Genomic DNA, 19,301 nt, shown 5'->3' with positions numbered 1-19,301 from the left:
GACCTGCTGCCGACCGGCGTGAGGGAGCCTACCGGCCCGGCCGGACAATTCGCCAAGAACAGACGGCAGCCCGGTGACGGGCGCGGAGCCCCGGGACGTTCGGGGCCCGGGGCTCCAATGGGGCGTCTGTGCTGAGGGCGTCGGGGCCTGGATCACCCCAGCCGCACTTTGCGGCGGGTGACCCGGTAGATCGCCCGCCGCCACCGGGCGCGCGGCAGCGGGGGAAGGCTGGCCAGCCTCCGCTCGTACCCGGGACGGTTCAGGTCCCACAGGTCCTCCGGCGCCGAGGAGGCGACCGGGTTCGGCACGACCGGGGGAGGCTCCGGCAGAAACCCGGTGAACTGGACCGTCGTCGGGATGTCGTCCGGCTCCGGTGCCGGGGAGACGGCCTGGAAGGGCTCCTGGGCGGGTTCCGGCCCCGGCGTGGAATTCGGATCGATGACCCGGGCGAACTCCTGGACCAGCCCCGCATCGGGCTCGGGGGCCGGTTCCGGTTCTGGAGCGGGGGAGACGGCGTGGGGCGCTTCCTGGACGGGCTCCGGTCCGGGTTCCGGCGGGGTGGCCTGGGCCGTGACCTGGGCGGGCTCCGCTTCCCGTTCCGGTTCCGGCAGCGGCGGAGCGGGCTCCGGCTCAGGCTCCGGGGGAGGAGCGGTGATCCGGGCGGTCTCCCGGACAGGCTCCGGTTCGGGCTCCGGCTGCGGTTCGGGTTCGGTGACCGGCTCGGGAGGCGGCGCAACCGCCCGGGCGGGTTCCGGCTCCGGTTCCCGTTCGAGAGCAGCCTCCGGTTCGGGAGTCGGATCGGTGACGCTGACGGTCTCCCCGACCGGGTCCGCTTCCGGCTCGGGGGCCGGTTCCGGTTCTGGAGCGGGGGAGACGGCCTGGGCGGTCTCCTGGACGGGCTCCGGTTCGGGTTCCGGTGCGGTGGTCTGTGCCGTGACCTGGGCAGGCTCCGCTTCCGGTTCCGGTTCGGGCGTCTCCAGGGCCGCCGGGGCGGTCTCCGGCTCCGGTTCCGGCTGCGGGGCAGGCTCCGGCTCGGCGGGCTGCGGCGCAACATCCTGGACCGGTTCGGGCTCCGGCTCCTGGACCGCCTCCGGCTCCGGAACAGGGACGGGAGGCGGGGCAGGAGGCTGCGGCACCTGCGGGGGTTCCGGGGACGGCGGCACGTCCGCCACCGGCTCGCGGACCGGCTGCTCCACCGTCCTCGGCGGCTCCGGGGGCCGCGGCGGCGTGGGAACCGGCGGCGTCGGGACCGGAGGCGGGAAGGCCACCGGGGTTGGCTGCGCCTCGACCGGCGGGCTCGGCGGAGGAGCGGTGTGCGCCGCGGACCGGGGGTACCGCGGAGGTTCGGGAGACAGCGGCTCCGGCGGCGACACGGGGTGCCGCGGCACGGCAGGGCCGGAGAGGAACGCCTCCGCCGCGGAGTCCGCGGGGACCGCCGTGACCGGGGCGAAGCCGAGAGGATTCGCCGCCCCCCTCGCATCCTGGGGGCCCGAAGGCTGGTCGGAGGCACCCCGGCGGCGCGGGCGGGGCCGCGGCGGCGGCTCGGGCCTGCCCCACGGCGGGGGCAGCGGAGTCACCCGCGGCCGGTTGCCCGCCCAGGACGCGGAAGGTCCGGTCGACCAGGAGGAGGCGGAGGCCCGTGGGCCGGTCTGCGGGCCGGTGTCCGCTCCTTGCTGGTGGCTCGCCTGCGGCCCGGTCTGCGCCTGCTGCGGCCGGTTGCCCGCCCAGGACGCGGAAGGTCCGGTCGACCAGGAGGAGGCGGAAGCCCGTGGGCCGGTCTGCGGGCCGGTATCCGGTCCCCGCTGCGGCCCGGTCTGAGGTCCCGTGGGATACGGGGGCACCGGTTCCGGGGCCGGGTGGTGGATCGGAGGGGGCGGGGGAGGCGGATACGGTCCGGGGACGCGCGGCGCGCCCTGCGGGCCGGTGTCGGACGCCGCCCCCTGCTCCCGGCCGTGGCGGCGGGGCTCCTCGGGACGCGGCCGCCGGCCGTCGGGCTCGGACTGGTCCGGCGGCGGACCAGCGGGAGGACGTGGCATCGTCTCCTTCTCCTTCCGGAACTTCCCCCGACCGGTCGTCACATCGACCGGCGGAGCACCTCCGCGGCCACCTGCGTCACGGTGGTGTGCGTGGCCCGGGCGAGGCGGCGCGGGTCGATCACCGAGGTCGCCGACAGGTGCCGGTCGCGGCCCAGCCGGAAGACGCCGATCCCGTCCCCGCGCAGCAGGTCGACCGCGCCCGGCAGGTCGTACGTCGGGTCCGTCCCGACCTCCGGGGCCACGAGGACCACCACGGTCCGCCCGGGCGCCGAGTCGTCGGCGGCGACCAGGCGGTCGAGGATCCGGCCGACGCCGACCACCCCGTCCCTGGTCTCCTCCGCCACCAGCACGTGGGCGTGCGCGTCGGCGGCCACGGAGTCGCGCAGCTCCGCGGGCAGGCCGCTGCCGGAGCGGATGACGGTGACCCCGAAGAACCGGGACAGCGGGAGCAGCGCCTTCCGGTAGGCGCGCACGTCCAGGCCGACCCTGCCGCCCGGGCTGCCCGGGAGCAGCCACAGCCGGTCCCGGACGGCGGACAGCAGCGGCTCGACGGCGTCGAACGAGTCCGGCGGGGCCTCCCGCGCGATGTCGACGAGCGACTGCCGCGCCTGCGCCCCGAACCGCCGCGCCAGCGGGGCCTGGCCCGAGGCGACGTCCAGGGCCAGCACCCGGTCCTGTCGGTAGTGCGCGAACACCAGGGACAGCAGCGCGGCCACGGCACCCCCGTCGGCGGCGTCGTGCGGGCCGTCCACCGCGATCCGGCGGCCGGTCACGATCGGCCGCTGCACCGCGACACCCGTCTCGACGGCGGAGAGGACGTCGTTGACGGGGCCGAACGCGCGGACGAGCCAGCGGCCGGCCCGGCGGGGCAGCGGGTCCCCGTGCACGGCCGCCGGAGCGGCGGTGTCACGCGACTCCAGGACCTGGCCCATCTCGTCTTCCCTCCCCGGCGGCGGATCAGAACGTGTCGAGCAGACGCTGGTAGGTGCCGAACACTCCGAGCGCCACCGGCACGAGCACGACCAGGGCCACCGCCTCGCAGAGCCCGGCCAGGCGCCGCAGCCGGGCGCGGACGTGCTCGGGCGGGTCCGTCATGAGCGCCAGGACCGGGAAGACCAGGGCGGCGCCCAGCACCCCCGCGGCGGGCCACACCGTCCACCCGGTCGCACCGGCCCAGGCGAGCGCGGGGGCCGCCAGGACCACCACGGTTGCGGCCAGCAGGGACGCCTTCTCGACGACCAGCGGGAACATGCGGGAGCGGCTCGCCACCACGATCGCGAGCAGTCCGGCCAGCGCTGCCGTCCACCCGTTGAACTCCGCGGCCAGCCCCACCCCGGCGGTCGCCGCGAACACGGCCACGGCGACGGTGGCGAGCGCCATGCTGCGGTGCACCTCGGTCAGCGCGCCCAGCACGTCGGAGCGGCCCACCTCCGTTCCCGCGCTGCGCCGGTCGTCGAGCGCGGACAGCCCCGACAGGGCCAGCGCGGTCCGCAGCAGCACGCTGAGCAGGACCACGCAGGCCACGGCCGTGGCCGCCGCGATGTGCGCGGGCTCCAGGCCCAGCAGGTGCCCCGCCGACCACAGGGCGGACAGCAGCAGTGCCAGGCCGCCGCCGACCAGGCCGGCCCGGCCGAGCGGGCCGAGGCCGAGGCTGAGCACGAGCAGTGCCGCGAGCGCGGTCCACCCGCCCCACAGCGTCCAGGAGGGCAGGTCGTTCAGTTGCGCGGCGTACCACAGTGCGAGCCCGCCCAGGGCGCTGCCGGTGAAGGACAGCGCGGTGCCCAGCGGCTCCCGCCAGAACCGGCCCAGCAGCGGTCCGAGGAGGAACAGCGCCGCCGCCGCGCCCGCGACCGCTGCGAGGCCGGTCGCGCCGCCCCACCCCGTCCAGACGACGTCGGCCAGGGCGAGGGCGAGCACCGTCGCGGCCGCGGTGGCGGTCCACCGGGCGGCCTCCGGGGTCCACCGGCCGCGGTGCTCGTCGAGGGCGTCGCTCACCGTCTCGGGGACCTCGTGCACCACCGGGGCGGGCAGCGGTTCGTCGGCGCTGACCAGGCGCAGCACCGCGCCGTCCGGCACGCCCTTGTCGGCGAGCGTGGTGTCGCCGTCGAGGATGACCCCGGAGGAGGTCGTGAGGTGGCGCAGCCGGGGCGGGTTCTCCACCGGGTCGCCGAGCAGTTCCAGGACCTCGGGCAGCAGCGCGCCGATCGGCTCCTGGGAGGGCAGAACGGCGTCGACCCGCCGCCGTTCGCCGACGAGCGTCACCCGGCTCCAAGACGTCATCGGGCTCTCCCAATCTTCTTCCGGGCGCTGGGCCTCGGGGACTCCTCGGATGTCGGTCTAGTCGGGAACACCGGTCACCTCGACCCGCTCCAGGTAGCCGTTGCGCAGCAGCCAGCGGATGCTCGGCAGCGGCACCACCTGGGTGAAGCCGCTGGAGTCGATGGTGTAGCGGACCGCGCCGCCCGGGTTCGCCCCGGAGGCGGGGGACAGCGAGGCGTTCACCATGAACGGGTAGATGACGCGGTACCGATGGTAGACCGGGGAGACGGTTGCGGGGCCGGCCGTTGCGGAGGGGGAGGAGCCGACCTCACCGGAGGGGGAGGAGCTGGCCTCTGCGGAGGGGGTGGCGGAGGGCGAGACCGAGGGGAGGACGGAGGGGGTGCGGGCGTACTCGGGGAGGCCCCGCTCCGCGAACGGCGTCCCGTCGGGGAAGAGCACGGAGCCGCTCTCCGGGCCGAACGCGTCCACGAGCAGTCCGGGCTCCAGCGTCACCTTGGCGGAGTTGCCCGGGTTCTCCGACAGCCGCATCTCGACCTGCGCGACGAACTCGGCGCCCTGCGCGGCGGCCTGCTGCTCCTCCTCGAAGGTGAGCCGGTCGGGTGCGGACTCCACCAGCGCCAGCTCCTGGTGGAGCCAGCGGGCCGTCTCGTCCTCGGTGAGGAACTCCGCGCCGGTGCGGCCCTGCTGGAACTCGATGATGCTGACGGAGTAGCCGTCGACTCCCCCGGTCACCAGGTAGTAGCTCGCGACGCTGTCGGGGGCGGGGCGCGGTTGGTCCGGCAGCACGTACAGGTCCCTCGGGACCCCCGCCCGGTCGAGTTCTTCGGCGAGCATCTCGAAGGTGACCTGGGTGCCCACCCAGTCGGCGGGCAGCGGCGCCGTGGCGGTGCTGGACGGCCCGGTCGCGAGCTGCTCCTGCTGTTCCTGCTGGCTGCGGAGCTGGCTGCTGGCGAACGACCAGCCGACGGTGCCGGCGCAGGCCACCGCGGCCAGGCACACGCTCGCGACGATCTTGGAGATGCCCTCGTCCAGGCGTCGGCGCGTGCGCTGTCCGCCGAAGAGCACGGCCTCCCGGAGGCGCTTGCGGCGGACCGCGACCGACTCCAGCAACTGGCTGTCGTAGTCGCGGGCCATCGGACCTCCCTTCCGGGGACGTGCGGGCCGTGGGACGGGCCGGACAAGGCTGGGGAGGGGCGCGGTCGGCCCCTCCCGGAAGTATGGAGTGAGAACGGTGTGGGTGTGCGCCCCGGTCAGATGGCCTGCACGGCCGAGCGCGCCTTGCTGAGCGCGTTCTGTGCGGTGCCGTCGTTGGCCTCCAGGGTGCTGCGCACCAGGTCGATGATGTCACGCACCTCGTTGGCGGCGCTGTGCCACTTCAGTTCTTTCTCGCTGTACTCGTCGGAGACGCCGGTGGCCTCGAAGTCGGCGAGCGCCCGGTCGACGTCGGCGTCGCGCTCGCCGATGATGGCCTCCAGGCGGCTCATGATGTTGTGGAGATTGCCCTGCGCCTCCTGGGAGGCGCCGACGTCGTAGCTGTTGCGTCCGTCGCTCATCGGGGGTCCTCTCTGGTCGACGGGTCAGGCCGTGCGGAACTTGGCGGCGTCGAAGTTGGCGGCGCTCATGTTGCGGTTGGCCTCGTCGGCCATGGTCTGGCTGCCTTCGGAGAAGGCCGCCTGCATTCCCCGCTGTCCCTGGTTGATCGACCCGAGGCCGGCGTTGAGGTCCGCGGTGATCTGGTCGGCGCGGGCCTTGAACGAGTCGAACGCGGCCTTTCCGGGGCCGTTGAACTTCCCCGACAGCGGTTCGGCGGCCTGGATCAACTGCTTGATCAGGTTGCCCAGTTCGTCCTGGGAACCCGAGGTGTTCTGCGCCAGGGTGACCAGGGTCTGGTCACCGAAGTCCCAACGGGATGACGACATCTGCTCACCTACTCCTCGCTGAACCTGCGGCGGGACGTCTGCCGGGTGAGACGCTCGCGGGGAGCGTTCGGTTTCCGGAAAACCAATCAGATTTTATCGGAGGGAGATGAGACAGTAGAAGGAGGTTCAAAGGACTGCATAATACATGGAGAAAGCAGATCGGAGAACCGGCGGCGGAACGGGAGCCCGGGGGCGGTGAAATGAAGTTCGAGCTGGTGGAGCCCGCCGACTGGGACGGCGGGGAAGAGCAGGAGGAATCTGCTGACGAGACGCGAGAGGAGGAAGAGAACTCTTCCGAGGAAAACGTCGAGGCGGTCGGCGAGGAGGCCGAGCCGTCTCCGATGGACCGCCTGAGGGCCGCCACCGCGGAATTGAAAGCCGATGTCAGAGCAAGTGCGGCGCAGCTCGGCCCGGTGTTGGCCCGGTTGCAGGAGTGCGTCGCCTCGTACGACTCTGGTGCGGCCGTTTCCGGCCACGGCTCCGGGGTCCGTCCCCCCAGCAGTTTCCGGGCGGAGAGGTTCGGCGCGCCGGGCCGGTGAGACCGCACGTCGGGCACGGATCCGCGGCACGGCCGGACACGTCGGAGAAATGAGCGAAAGGAGACGGGCGCATGTCCGGATGGGATCTCAACCCCCGGGAGATCAGCGTAGTTCTGCAGAACGTCGGAAACCACGTGGGCGGTGAGGACGGCAAGGGCGGTCTGGTCGGCCTGCTCGAGACCTTCGGCACCCATGTCGAGGAAGCGGGAACCGCGTGCGAGAGCGGTCCCATCAGCATGGCCCTGGGGGAGTTCGTCGAGGAGTACAGCGGAAAACTGAAGGGGATGGTCAACAAGAGCATCAGTGCCATCACCGGTTGCAGTGACGCCACCATGGCGTACGTGAACGGCAACCTCGAAATGGCGGAAAGGGCCCAGCAGAGGGTCAGTCAGACTCCGGAGCAGCTTCCGGTCTGATCCGGTCGACCGAAACCCGCTCCCGCGGTTCCGTGTTCTCCCTGGTCATCGGGGATGTGAAAACAAAGGGCGGAAAAAGGGGAACCTCGCGGCAGCGGAGAGTGTCCAAACCTGGCGAAGAGAAACGCCGGCCGGGGCGTGGCCCGGTCGGTTGACGGGGACTCTGGGGTGCGGTGATGAGCGACGGAGTGATCGATCCGGACAAGATCTCGATCCCGAACGCTGATCCTGACGCGATCGAGGCCGTGGGGAAGGCGCTCAAGGACGACGGTTCCGATATCGGTCAGGCCGGTGCCGACATCAAGGCCGCCTGGTCGGGGTTGGAGGGGAACTACATCGCGCCGGAGTCCGAGGAACTGCTCGCGGCGGTCAACCCGGTGGCCGACGACGCCGATGCCATGGAGACCAACATCCGGACCGTCGGGCAGGCGCTGGTCGACTTCGCCGCCGAGATCCGCCCCATCCTGGAGCGGTGGCGGTCGCTGAAGGCCGACGCGGTGACCCTGGCCAACCGGATCAGGGGCGACGACGACTGGCGCAAGGACGAGGACACCGTCGAGGAGCACAACCAGCTCAACGACGACCTGCTGGCCGTGCAGAACGAGTACATGGCGGCCGAGCGGGAGTGCGCCAACAAGATCACCGCCCTGTTCGGCGGCACCCGGTTCGTCGCCGCCAACCCGGACGGCTCCACCACGGTCCGCGACGGCGAGCAGCTCTACGGCTTCACCGAGGCCCCCACGGGCATCGAGACGCCGTGGGCTACGCCCCAGGAGTACGACGCGCCGTGGTGGGAGGACGTCTGGGACGGCATCGCCGACTTCGGTGTCGGGATTGCCCAGGATCTGGCGGGCATGGTCGGCCTGTACAGCGAGGAAGGCGGCTGGGGCGTCAGCTCGTGGAGCGAGTGGGGCTCCAACCTGGGCGAGTACTGGGGCGGCACCCTGGAGGGCCTGGGCAGCCTGGTCGGCCTGTACGGCGAGAACGGCTGGGGCGTGGGCTCGTTCGGAGAGTGGTGGGGCAACTTCTCCACCGGGTGGACCGAGTTCGCGCACGCCATCGTGCCGTGGCGGGAGTGGGGCGACCGGCCCGGCTACGTGATCACCCAGACCGTGCTCAACATCGGCAGCATGTTCGTGGGCGGCTCCGGCGTGGTCAAGGCGCTGGCGCAGGGTGCGCGCCGCGTCGGCGGCCGGGGCCCGGACGCCCCGGACGTGGACGCGCCGTCGTTGAGCCGGGTGGACGCCTCCGACCTGTCCGGCGGCCTGGACTCCGGCCAACTCCGGGCGAACCTGGGCGACGCCGTGGACGGGCTGGACATCGACACCTCCCGGCTGGGCGACCTCAACAACGCGCTGGCCAGGGCCGACGCCTTCGGCGACTCCGGTTCCCCGTCCCGTCCCACCGGCGGCACCACGTCCTCGCCCACCGGCACGGCCACCGACAGCCCCTCCTACACCCCGACCTCCTACAACAGCAGCAGCACGCCCAGCGGCACGGGCGGCACCGGAGACACCCCGGGCAGCACGAACGCCGACGCGCCCGCGCCGTCCCGCGGCGGGGACGGCACCCCCACCCCGGACACGGGCGACAGCGGTGCGGGCTCGCGCGGCACGGACACCCCCGCCGTCGTCCACTCGGACGCCCCCGGGGCCGACCGTTCCGGAAGTGGCGACCGCACCGGTGACCGCGACACCGCCGACACGGCGGCCGACCTGCCCACCACCGAATGGATCGAGAACCAGGTCAGCCAGTTCCGCAGCGAACTCGACCTGGCCGAAGTGGACGGCGGCATCGCCAACCGGCTGGCCGAGGACCGCCAGCCCGCCCTGGTCCACGCCGGAGCCCCCGAGGCCCGCATGGAGATGGGCGGTCACAACTCCGGCGGCAGCAGCTCCCACGACCTCTCCCCCAGCGCCCACCACACGGACCCCGGCGGTTCCGGTGGAGGCGGCGGGTCCGGTCCCGACGGCCCCGGTGGAGGCGGCGGCTCTGGCCCCGGAGGCGGCGGGCCGAACGGTCCCCATGGGCCGGACGGTTTCCACGGGTCGGGCGGAGACGGCGGCCGTGGCGGGTCCGGCGGTTCTGATGGTCCCCACGGGCCCGACGGGCCGGACAGGGGCAACGGCTCTGGTGGGCAGGGCGATGGGCGTTCTGATGGGGGCACGTCCTCGAACGACGGCTCTGGTGGGCAGGGCGACGGGCGCTCTGATGGGGGCACGTCCTCGAACGACGGCTCTGGTGGGCAGGGCGACGGGCGCTCTGATGGGGACACGTCCTCGAACGACGGCTCCGATCCCGATGTCGAGGGTGCTCCCGGAACTCCGGAGAGGGTCGGCAAGACCTTGGAGGAGCTGCAGCAGCAGGGGCCGCTCGGGGACAAGTTCACCCCCGACGTGGTCGAAGCCCCGAACGACCCCTTCAAGCCCCACGAGCGGGAGATCGCCGACCTGCGTGCGGAAGAGGGGAGGCACGTCACCGGGCTCCCCGAGGACCACTCCAGGCACGGAGAGGCCCACCCGGACGCCTTGGAGCGTTCCGGTCCCGACGACCCCGGGCAGTTTGTCGAGTACAAGACCCTCGAAGGGGAGAGTTGGAGGTCGGTGGACAAGACGGTCCGCAAGGCCCTGAAGAAGTTCAGTGAGGACAGCTACGACACCATCATCGACAGCGGGGACATCGTCCTGGACGGCAGGAAGACCGTCAGTTTTGACAACGCCCTCCAGGGAGTCGAGAACCGTCTCCGCCAGGAACTCCAGAAGAATTCCTCGAAGCTCGACCGCGTGGGGAACATCGACGTCTACACGAAGGACGGCCACAAGCTGACCTATCGTGACGGGGTCATCTACAAGGACGGGGAAGCGTTCAAGAAGTGGGAGAACGGACGATGGGTGGAACTGTAGACTTCTACATCCGGGACTTCCCCGGGCTGGTGCGGCTTTCCGTGGCGGCCGCCAGGGCCTTCCGCTCTCCCGCGCTCATGGCGGGCGCCGAAGAGGCGCGTTTCTTCGTCGACCTCGAAGCCCTCGTCGGCGTCCCCGGCACCGCCGAGGTGACCGTCGAGGAGCTGCTGGACGAGAGTGGCGAGGGAGAAGAGATGTTCTCCGGCACGGCCCTCGAATCCTGCAGGTACGAGATCTCCGTGGAGTTCAGCCGCCGTACCGAGGCCGAGGCTCCCGGGCAGGGGCGGAGCATCGGGCGGAAGCTGTTCCAACGGCTCGTCGCCCTCAACACTCCGATGGTCTATGCGGTACACGACGCGGAGGCGCTCGCCGCGGAGTTCTCCCCCGAAAACGGGGTACGGGACTTCACGCCCCCCGTGGACATCACCGACGAGTCGCTGAAAGCGGAGTCGGTGCTCTCCTCGCCCGTGCCCAGGCCCTCCCCCGGAAAGCCCGGCCCGACGGCCGCGAACGTGTCCTTCAGGGTCTCCTCCTTCGGCAGGCTGGTGATTTTCGAGCCCCTGGAGGGAGACGGCGGTGCCGCACTCGGCCCGATCATCGAACTCAGGTCCTCCCCGGAGGAGACCGAACTGGTCGGGAACGCGGCGGAGGCGGTGGTCGACTACCTGTCCGGAGGAGAACTCGGCGGGCGGGTGGACGACCCCCTCGGAGTGATCGCCACGACGATCGGGACGACGCCCGAGAATTTCACAGACCAGGCGCCCTGCTTCCTGGTCACGGTCGGGAGCGGGGAGGCGGCGGTCGCTTCGTGGCGCTTCCGGGGAGGTGCCGGGGCGCCCGGTGGCCCCGGTCGCGAGGTGCTCCGTGCGGCCCTCCCCGCGGACAGCGGGGCATGGGGTGCTCTGCTGCGGCAGGCGTTCGGCGAGGTCCGTGGAGGCTCCTGACCCCCCTCGGGGGGAACAGCGTGGCGCCGACGACGGATGACCAACGCAAGCCCCTGACCGCGGTTGTGCCGGTGAATCGCCGTCCGGTTCCGCTCGGTCGGGTGAGACGGTCCGCAGGGTTCCTGCTCGATGGCGGCGTGGCGCGGACCGTTGATCGGACCGCTCTGTTCGGGGGCGGAGCCGTCCGAGAACCCCGGAACGGTCAGGGGCGACGGGGAGGACCTCGACATTCGAGTACGACATGGCCGTGTACCGAGAAGCCGTTCACCGTGTGGGCTGTGGAGTACCACCGTGACGGGGCGGGTCGTTGCGCCGACGAACCGGAACGACTGCGGGCACGGTCCGCTCGCCCCCGATGGACGAGCCGACCAGAAGGATCGTGGAAGAGGCGGGGGAGAGGATCCCGCTCTGATTTCCCCGTGGTTGTCCGCATGTGCTCTCCCGGACGCTGCACTCCGTGACGAACTGGTGGAGAAAACAAGGGAGGAATTCCAGTGACGGACGGATCGGTTGCGCGTCTCGCCCGGCGGATAATGAACATCGACTGGACCGAGAAACCGGGAAACAGGCTCTCCCAGGTGAACCTCATGCGGGAGTACCTGCGTCGCTCTGCCTGGTGGTCTGAGGAGATCGGTTCGCTGTGGCCCTTCGACGACTTCGCTCGGCGGGTCGACCCCGACGTACGAGCCGACCAGAAGATCGTGGAAGAGATGGAGGAAAGCCTCCCCACCCTGGTTTTCCCCATGGTCGTCCGCACGTGTTCCTGGTCGCTGCACTTCGAAGCCCTGCGGGATGCTGAGATCCAGATCCCCGACCTGCCGGATCCGTTCGAACCGCTGCTGCTCATGTACGAGCGCGGGAACTCGTTCAGCATGGAAGGTACAGGGTACGTGGAGGTTGGAACCACGGCGATACCAAAATGGAGTAAGGACGAATACCTCAGCTCCGAGCCTTTTGCTCACATGGACCGAGAACAGTTGGACGACATGGACAACTGACTCCACGGGACCAGACGGAGATGCAGATGGCAAGTCCGTTCGAGCCGCTGCTGTTGATGTACGAGCGCGGCAGCGGGTTCTCCTGGACGGGACGGGCTTCATCGAGGTGGACTTCGTCAGCTTTCCCAGAGGCATACGCAGTGAGTACTTCACGGATGAACCGCATGCGCTCATGGATCCGGCCGAACTGGACGCGATGGACCGGTGAACCGGCTGCAACGGGCGTCCGGTAGGGGGAAGCACGCCCGTTGGTGCCGCTGCTCTCGGAGGGCGGCGGGCCGGACCCGTGCGGGAGAATCGGCGACGCGAGCGGTGCGAGAAGAGCCGGAGCGGCGGTTCCGCGACGGGCGTGCGGCGCACTCGACGAACGGACGGAGAAGCGGTGGCCGAGCAGTCTTCACGGCAGGGCGGAGACCCGGCGGTTTCGGCTCGGGAACCGGAAGCGGTCAAGGCCGACGAGGAAGACCTCGACTTCGAATACGACATGGCCGTGTATGAGGGGGAGTCGTTCACCGGTGAGGCGGTGGAGTATGACCGTGACGGAAAGGTGGTCGCGCTGACGACCTACCGGAACGGCTATGAGCACGGTCCGCAGCGGCAGTGGTTCCCGGACGGGACCCTGCGGGTAGAGGGGACGTCCTCCTGCGGGGTCGGAGCGGTCGGACTCTGGAGGGAGTGGGGCCCGAAGGGAAATCTCGTCGGCGAGAGGGAGTTCAACGAGATGGGATTCATCGTGGCCCTGCGTGAGTGGGACGACGAGGAAAACCTGGTGAAGGACGAGATCCATCCCGGTTCCGTCGAAGAGGCCAGGACGTGGCCGTCCGGGCGGGGGTGAACCGCGGGAGTCCGCGAGGGCGGTCTACCCGACCGGACACGAATCCGGCCGGGGCGAGGCCGGGGCCCGGTCAGGGCTGTTGCGGTCAGGGGATCGCGGTGAGGCCGCTGCGTGAGGTCTCGCGGCCTCTCCTCAGGAGGCCGGGGTGTTCACCGCCTCCCACTGAGGGCACGGGCGGCAGCGGCGTCGGAGGGGAGAAGGTCTCCGCTGGACGTTCTCCCGGGGCACGGACATGCACGACTGTCACGGGGCCCTCGTGTGCACGGACGGGCTGGGACGCTCCACCGGCGACCCGGCAACGGTCATGGCGAGAGCAGCCCGGACGCTGGGCGACTACGCGGAAGGCGGGTGGAGTGTGTCCGGTACGCAGAGTGGGTTTTCCTCGGCATCGGAGCTGATGCGGAACGTTCTCCTGCTTCTCGAAGGCGGGGTTTCCGGTGCGGGGGCCTCCAGGGCGGAAGGGGCGATGGAGTGGATGGCCGATCTGGGGCGTCTGTTCCGGGAGGCCCCTCCGGGGAACGGGGAGTTGCGGGAGTTCAGGAACCGTCTCACCGATCTGCTGGGCCGTGAGCCCAACCTCACCGGTCTGCGGAGGTACCTCCACCAGTGCTCCCTCTACGCGCAGCGTGGCCGTCTCGACGGTTTCGAGAGTGCCTGCTGGATGCGTACGGGGCTGGAGGTGTTGAAGGAGGAGTGCGTCGCCTGGGAGCGTCCCTCCAGCGCGGGTATCCGGGAGGAGTTGGAGGAACTCGAGGAGATCGACGAGATGATCGAGAGAGTTGCGGACGAGGCTCCTCCCGTCGCCGAAGAGGACGTCCCCGGCTGGGTTCCGGAGTCGCACTGGTGGTGGCGGGCACCCGAACAGCAGGGGATGAGCCGGGAGGAGCGGGAGCGGCGGCTCTACTACGAGGCGTACGACTTACTGGATGAATGGGCTGAGAAGCATTGACCGGGCACCCTCCGCAGAGGCGGCCGTAGCAGAGCAGAAGCCGGACGGTTCCGGTCCGGGCCGCCGCGTGCAGCCTTTCGGCCGCCTCCTCCGGATCGGGGGCCGGCCAGGCTGTTCACCATTGTCTCCTCCCGCGGACGGTCCGTGCGGTACGGGGTACTCGGAAGGGAAGGCGGGGCCGTTCGGGAAAAGGCCGGGCGCGGTCCGGAAAAGGTGAACGGAAATCCTCGCGCCGACGTCGAACCGGATGACGGCACGTCTCCGGAAACAGGTCGGGCGCCGTTCTTCCGGCACCGCGGGGGAACTGCGGCCGGTCCGGTGTCGGAGCCGGCGGAAAAGGGCAGGGAATCGGTCGAGTGCCGGGGCCTCCGCCGTTTTCCACAGCCGGACGTTTTCGGGGGATGCTGTTCGCAGCGCCTTATATACAGTACGTGTGGTGCCTGCCCCGCTCAGGTCCCGAGACCACCGAGCCGTCCATCGAAGGGAGTGCTGGTGACCACCCGCATCGTGCACCGGCCAGCACGGACGGTCCACCCGCCCGCGCAGCGCGAGACCCGCAACGTCGAGGCGCCGCCCACCCTGCCCGAGGGGAACGCCCAGGGCAATCCCCTGATGGGCCTGCTGCCCATGGTCGGCATGATGGCCTCGCTGACCATCATGATGGTGCTGCGCAACCCCGCGTTCATGGCACTGGGTGCGGTGGTGCTCGTCGTCGCGCTGCTCGCCGGCGCGGTCATGATCTTCTCCCGGCGCGGCCAGGCCGCCCGGCAGCGCCGCGTCCAGCGCGAGCGGTACCTGGAGTACCTGGAGGAGCTGCGGGAGGAGCTGAGCGAGGAGGAGCAGGAGATCCACGCCCGCGCCCGCCTGCTCAACCCGCCCCCCGAGGCGCTCTACGACATCGTGCGCGACCCCACCCGCCTGTGGGAGCGCCGCCGCAGGGACGACGACTTCCTGCGGGTCCGGGTCGGCGTCGGCCGCATGCCGGGGCAGCCGCTGCGGCTCGCCGAACGCGGCACCGCGCTGGCGCCCACCGACCCGTTCATGCTGTCGGAGGCCCAGGGCGTGATCCGGCGCTTCACCACGCTCCCCGACATGCCGCTCACCGTCCCGCTCGACATGGTCGGCAACGTCAGCGTGGTGGGGGAGCGCGAGGACGTACTGCGCCTGGTGCGGGCGCTGGTCGCCCACTTCAGCGTGTTCCACGCCCCCGAGGACGCGGCGCTGGCGGTGATGCACGGCGAGGACCGGGCCGACGACTGGGCCTGGTTGAAGTGGCTGCCGCAGGTGCTCGACCCGCAGCGGCGCGACGGCGGCGTCCCCGCCCGGCTCGTCGCGCCCACCCCCGCGAAGCTGGGGGCGCTGCTCTCCGACGAGCTCCGCTCCCGCACCGACTTCGCCGCCGAGGTCCGCCGCGGCATGGGCAAGCGCGAGGCGTACCGGATGATGCGCCGACTGCTGGTGGTGCACGACACCCACGGCGGGGTGGCCCACGAGCTGGTGCGCCCCGACGAGGCGGTGGCCCCCGCCGACCTCGGGGTCACCGTGGTCCACCTGGTCGCCGACCAGGTGGACGAGCCCGGGGACGTCAGCATCCGCCTGACCGTCTCCGGCGACCAGGTGCGGGTGGAGGACCTGCGCGCCGAGACGCCGGTGCGCTTCTCCGGCACCGTCGACGACGTTCCCGCCGCCACGCTCGAAGGGCTGGCGCGGATGCTCGCGCCGCTGCGGCTGTCCGCCGAGTCGATCGAGGAGACCGCCGCCGAGGGCGGAAGCGTCGACTTCACCACCCTGATGGGGGTGCCCGACCCGGGGAACATGGAGGTCGAGCGGCTGTGGGCGCCCCGCAGCGAACGCGCGTTCCTGCGGGTGCCCATCGGCGTCGACGACATGGGCCAGCCCGTCATCCTCGACCTCAAGGAGGCGGCGCAGCTCGGCATGGGGCCGCACGGGCTGTGCGTGGGCGCCACCGGCTCCGGCAAGAGCGAGATGCTGCGCACGCTGGTGCTCGCGCTCGCCGCCACGCACCCGCCCGACCGGGTCAGCATGGTGCTGGTCGACTACAAGGGCGGCGCCACGTTCGCGCCGTTCGAGAAACTCCCGCACGTGGCCGGGGTCATCACCAACCTGGAGGACGACGCCGCGCTGATCGAGCGGGTCTACACCAGCCTCTCCGGCGAGGTGCAGCGCCGCCAGCAGGTGCTGCGGGACGCGGGCAACGTGGCCAACATCGGCGACTACACCTACCTGCGCACCCAGAACCCCTCCCTGCCGCCGCTGCCGCACCTGCTGGTGATCATCGACGAGTTCGGCGAGCTGCTCACGGCCCGCCCCGACTTCATCGAGCTGTTCCTGTCGATCGGCCGGATCGGCCGCAGCATCGGCGTGCACCTGCTGCTGTCCAGCCAGCGGATCGAGGGGGGAAAGCTGCGGGGCCTGGACACCTACCTGTCCTACCGGCTGGGGCTGCGCACCTTCTCCGAGGAGGAGAGCCGCACCGTCCTCAACACCCCCGACGCCTTCCACCTCCCGGCGCTGCCCGGCTTCGGCTACCTCAAGGTCGACACCAGCGTCTACCAGCGGTTCAAGGCGGGCTACGTCTCCGGGCCCTACCGTGGGCCGGTCGTCGAGGAGGAGGAGACCCGCAAGGGGCCCCTGCCGGTGCGCAGGTACTCCGCCTACAACACGGGGGACTCCGAGCAGAGGGCGTCGGCGGAGACCGAGGAGGAGCCGATGCCGGAGCGCTCCTCCGGTCCGACGCTGCTGGAGGTGATGGTCGGGCAGCTCGCCCGCCACGGCGAACGGACCCGCGACATCTGGCTGCCGCCCTTGCCGGAGGCGACCACCCTCGACCTGGTCACCGGCCCGGTGCAGATCACCGGGGACGCGATGCGGCTCCCGGTGGACCCCGGGGCGCTGCACGTCCCCGTCGGGCTGCTCGACGACCCGGCGAGGCAGTGGCAAGGGCTGTGGAACATCGACCTGACCGCCTCCGGCGGCCACCTGGCGATCATCGGCGGCCCGCAGACCGGCAAGACGACGCTGCTGCGCACCCTGGTCCTGTCCACCGCGCTCACCCACACGCCCAGCCAGGTGGCGATCTACGCGCTCGACCTGGTCGGCGGCGGCCTCCAGGCGCTGTCCGACCTGCCGCACGTCGGCGGCGTCGCGATCCGGACCGACACCGAGCGGATCCGCCGCACGGTCGAGGAGGTCCGGGACATGCTGGACCGGCGCCAGGAGATCTTCCGGGAACGCGGCATCGACTCCGTCCAGCAGTTGCGGCGGATGCACGCCAGGGGAGAGGTCCCCGAACTGCCGTGCGCCGACGTCGTGCTGTGCATCGACGGGTTCGGCGAGATCCGCAACGACTTCGACGAGATCGAGGACGCGATCTCCGACCTGTTGCAGCGCGGCGGCGGCTACGGCATCCACGTGGTGGCCGCGATGCTGCGCTGGAACGACGTGCGCATCGCCATGCAGGCGAACTTCGGGCAGAAGGTGGAGCTGCGGCTCAACGACGCCTCGGACTCGTCGATCGACCGCAAGCTCGCCGAGACCATCAGCCCCAAGACGCCCGGCCGGGCGCTCACCGACAGCAGACTGTTCGGCCAGATCGCGCTGCCCCGCATCGACGCCAAGCCCAGTGACGAGGACCTGGGCGAGGTCGTGGCGAAGACGTGCCGGGCGATCAGCGGCGCCTGGCGGGGGCCTGTCGCGCCGCCGGTGCGGGTGCTGCCGTACCAGTTGCCGGCCGCGACCCTCCCCGGTCCGGAGGAGACCCGCCTGGTCCCGATCGGCGTGGACGAGCGCGGGTTCGAGCCGGTGCTGCTCGACCTGTTCGACCGCGACCAGAACCTGCTGGTGCTCGGCGACGGGGAGTGCGGCAAGACCAACCTGCTCCGGCTGGTCGCCGAGGGGCTGATGGCCCGCTACGCCCCCGGCGAGATCGTGTTCGCGGTCATGGACCCGCGGCGGACCCTGCGCGACGCGATTCCCGAGCCCTACCTCGGCGGCTACGCCAGCAACCCGCGGGTGTGCGCGGGGCTCTCCGGCGGGGTCGCCAAGGAGCTGGAGGGGCGGATGCCCGACGACACCGACCCCGACTCCCTGGAGAACCAGGGGTCGGTCACCCCCCGCATCGTCGTCCTCGTGGACGACTACGACCTGTTGACCGCGGCGGGGCAGAAACCGCTGTCGCCGTTCGTGCCCTTCGCGGCCAACGGGCGCGACATCGGACTGCACTTCGTGGTGGCGCGCCGGGTCGCGGGCGCCAGCCGCGGCCTGTACGACCCGCTGGTCCAGGCCATCCGGGAGGGCGGCACCGGCGTGGTGCTCATGTCCGGCGACCGGAGCGAGGGGCAGCTCTTCCCCCGGGTGTACGCCAGCGCGCAACCGCCGGGTCGGGGGCTGTGGATCAGGCGCGGCGATGCTCCCCGACTCATCCAGACCGGACTGCTGGAACGCTGACGAGGAGAGACGTTGACCTACGACGTGGTGGCGCTGGTCGAGCAGGCCCCGGACCTGCGGTCCCTGGTCAAGGGGATGGTCGGGGCCGGTCGGGAGCTGAAGGTCAGGGGTGCCGGCGGGGGCGCCGTCATCCAGTTGTGCGACGAGCAGGGCCGCCCCCTGGTGGGGGTGGAGGCCGCGCAGCGGGTCGACGTCCCCGACGAGGTCGAACGGCTGCTGGGGGCGGAGGCCGCACAGCGGGCGCCCGACCCCTGCTGGTGGGTGGAGGCCCGGGCGGTGGACACCGACGAGCGTTCCGTCGCCGTCGCCCACCGGTTCGCCGACGAGATGACGCGGCGGCTCGGCGGCACGGTCTGGTCGTCGCCGCCCCGGCTGCGCCGCCACCTCCGCCAGGACGCCGAACGCCACCCGGCGGTCGCCGTGACGGCAGAGAAGGCGTGGGTGATCGTGCAGGACCGCCCGGTGGTGCCGATGTCCTCCTGGGTGGTGGACGCCTTCGCGGAGTGCGGGAAGAGCGGCCGGGGCCTCCAGGTGGTCACCCCGGCGGACTCCAGGATCACGTTCCCGCTGCGGCTCCTGCTGAACAGTCTGAAGGCCCGCTGGGTGGTGGAGAACCCGTCCGGCGGCCACTACGACGGCTTCTCCGGCGTCCCGCTGGCCTGGAACGACGAGACGGGGTTCGCCCCCGCGCCGGCGCAGGCGGGTGCGGCCGGTCCGGTCACCGGGTTCGCCCGGGGCAGCGGCGGCACGGGCTGCCAGCTCCTCGTCGACCTGAAGGTGCGGCACACCGCCTCCGAGTACCTGACGCTCGGCGGTGCTGCGGAGGCCCTCGCCGAGAGCCTCGGCGGGGCCGCGCCGGCCGCGTGGGGGTTCGGCGAACCGGCCCTGTCCCCGTGGGACCGGTCCGCGCTGACCCGGGAGTGCCGCCGCCGCGCCCCCCGGCCCACCTGGCTGGTCTTCGCCGGGCAGGGGGAGGACGGACGGCGTTTCGTCGGCACCCAGCAGGTGAGGCGGG

General features: G+C 71.7%; 15 protein-coding genes. 9 read left to right on the top strand and 6 right to left on the bottom strand.

What is annotated here, in order from left to right; genetic code table 11:
* Positions 1-152 precede the first annotated feature (152 nt).
* The 6 genes from AC529_RS05605 to AC529_RS05580 all read right to left on the bottom strand — a co-directional run bounded on the left by AC529_RS05605 (position 153) and on the right by AC529_RS05580 (position 6,235).
* Positions 153-1,196: a hypothetical protein gene (locus tag AC529_RS05605; protein ID WP_068754096.1), complete on the bottom strand. Its 1,044-nt coding sequence runs from the start codon at positions 1,194-1,196 to the stop codon at positions 153-155.
* An 878-nt stretch (positions 1,197-2,074) separates the two neighbouring features.
* Positions 2,075-2,968, bottom strand: a complete 894-nt coding sequence (locus AC529_RS05600) for a MinD/ParA family ATP-binding protein (protein WP_068754094.1) — start codon at positions 2,966-2,968, stop codon at positions 2,075-2,077.
* A 25-nt stretch (positions 2,969-2,993) separates the two neighbouring features.
* Positions 2,994-4,316, bottom strand: a complete 1,323-nt coding sequence (gene eccD / locus AC529_RS05595; RefSeq protein ID WP_068754092.1) for a type VII secretion integral membrane protein EccD — start codon at positions 4,314-4,316, stop codon at positions 2,994-2,996.
* Positions 4,317-4,373: 57 nt separating this feature from the next.
* Positions 4,374-5,450, bottom strand: coding sequence for a TNT domain-containing protein (locus AC529_RS05590; protein ID WP_068754090.1), 1,077 nt, complete (start codon positions 5,448-5,450; stop codon positions 4,374-4,376).
* 116 nt (positions 5,451-5,566) lie between these two features.
* Entirely contained in the window at positions 5,567-5,869 is a 303-nt protein-coding gene (locus AC529_RS05585) for a pore-forming ESAT-6 family protein (RefSeq protein ID WP_068754089.1), read from the bottom strand.
* A 24-nt stretch (positions 5,870-5,893) separates the two neighbouring features.
* Positions 5,894-6,235 carry a hypothetical protein gene (locus AC529_RS05580; protein ID WP_068754087.1) on the bottom strand — a complete coding sequence of 114 codons (342 nt, stop codon included), beginning with the start codon at positions 6,233-6,235 and terminating at the stop codon, positions 5,894-5,896.
* Between the two features lie 200 nt (positions 6,236-6,435).
* Here AC529_RS05580 and AC529_RS05575 point away from each other — a divergent pair, with 200 nt between their 5' ends.
* From AC529_RS05575 to AC529_RS20340, 9 genes are all read left to right on the top strand, one after another.
* The gene (locus AC529_RS05575; protein WP_068754085.1) at positions 6,436-6,774 is read left to right on the top strand and encodes a hypothetical protein; all 339 of its coding nucleotides are present in this window, start codon (positions 6,436-6,438) and stop codon (positions 6,772-6,774) included.
* A 71-nt stretch (positions 6,775-6,845) separates the two neighbouring features.
* A complete protein-coding gene (locus AC529_RS05570) occupies positions 6,846-7,190 on the top strand; it encodes a DUF6507 family protein (RefSeq protein ID WP_068754083.1) in 345 nt (114 codons plus the stop codon).
* Between the two features lie 176 nt (positions 7,191-7,366).
* Positions 7,367-10,093 carry a hypothetical protein gene (locus AC529_RS05565; RefSeq protein ID WP_157080057.1) on the top strand — a complete coding sequence of 909 codons (2,727 nt, stop codon included), beginning with the start codon at positions 7,367-7,369 and terminating at the stop codon, positions 10,091-10,093.
* Positions 10,078-11,037, top strand: coding sequence for a hypothetical protein (locus tag AC529_RS05560; protein ID WP_068754079.1), 960 nt, complete (start codon positions 10,078-10,080; stop codon positions 11,035-11,037). The genes AC529_RS05565 and AC529_RS05560 overlap by 16 nt, the downstream gene beginning before the upstream one ends.
* Before the next feature lie 494 nt (positions 11,038-11,531).
* Positions 11,532-12,035 carry a hypothetical protein gene (locus AC529_RS05555; RefSeq protein ID WP_068754077.1) on the top strand — a complete coding sequence of 168 codons (504 nt, stop codon included), beginning with the start codon at positions 11,532-11,534 and terminating at the stop codon, positions 12,033-12,035.
* A 382-nt stretch (positions 12,036-12,417) separates the two neighbouring features.
* Positions 12,418-12,870 carry a toxin-antitoxin system YwqK family antitoxin gene (locus AC529_RS05550; RefSeq protein WP_068754076.1) on the top strand — a complete coding sequence of 151 codons (453 nt, stop codon included), beginning with the start codon at positions 12,418-12,420 and terminating at the stop codon, positions 12,868-12,870.
* Between the two features lie 355 nt (positions 12,871-13,225).
* On the top strand, positions 13,226-13,819 hold the full coding sequence (locus AC529_RS05545; RefSeq protein WP_157080055.1) for a hypothetical protein: 594 nt from the start codon (positions 13,226-13,228) through the stop codon (positions 13,817-13,819).
* 492 nt (positions 13,820-14,311) lie between these two features.
* On the top strand, positions 14,312-18,286 hold the full coding sequence (gene eccCa, locus AC529_RS05540) for a type VII secretion protein EccCa (protein WP_068754578.1): 3,975 nt from the start codon (positions 14,312-14,314) through the stop codon (positions 18,284-18,286).
* A 12-nt stretch (positions 18,287-18,298) separates the two neighbouring features.
* Positions 18,299-19,301: DUF6177 family protein (locus AC529_RS20340; RefSeq protein ID WP_068754071.1), on the top strand; the 1,003-nt coding region annotated here is incomplete at its 3' end.

Source organism: Thermobifida cellulosilytica TB100, from assembly GCF_001517975.1.
Lineage (GTDB): Bacteria > Actinomycetota > Actinomycetes > Streptosporangiales > Streptosporangiaceae > Thermobifida > Thermobifida cellulosilytica.
This window is presented reverse-complemented; position numbering and strand designations above follow the sequence as displayed.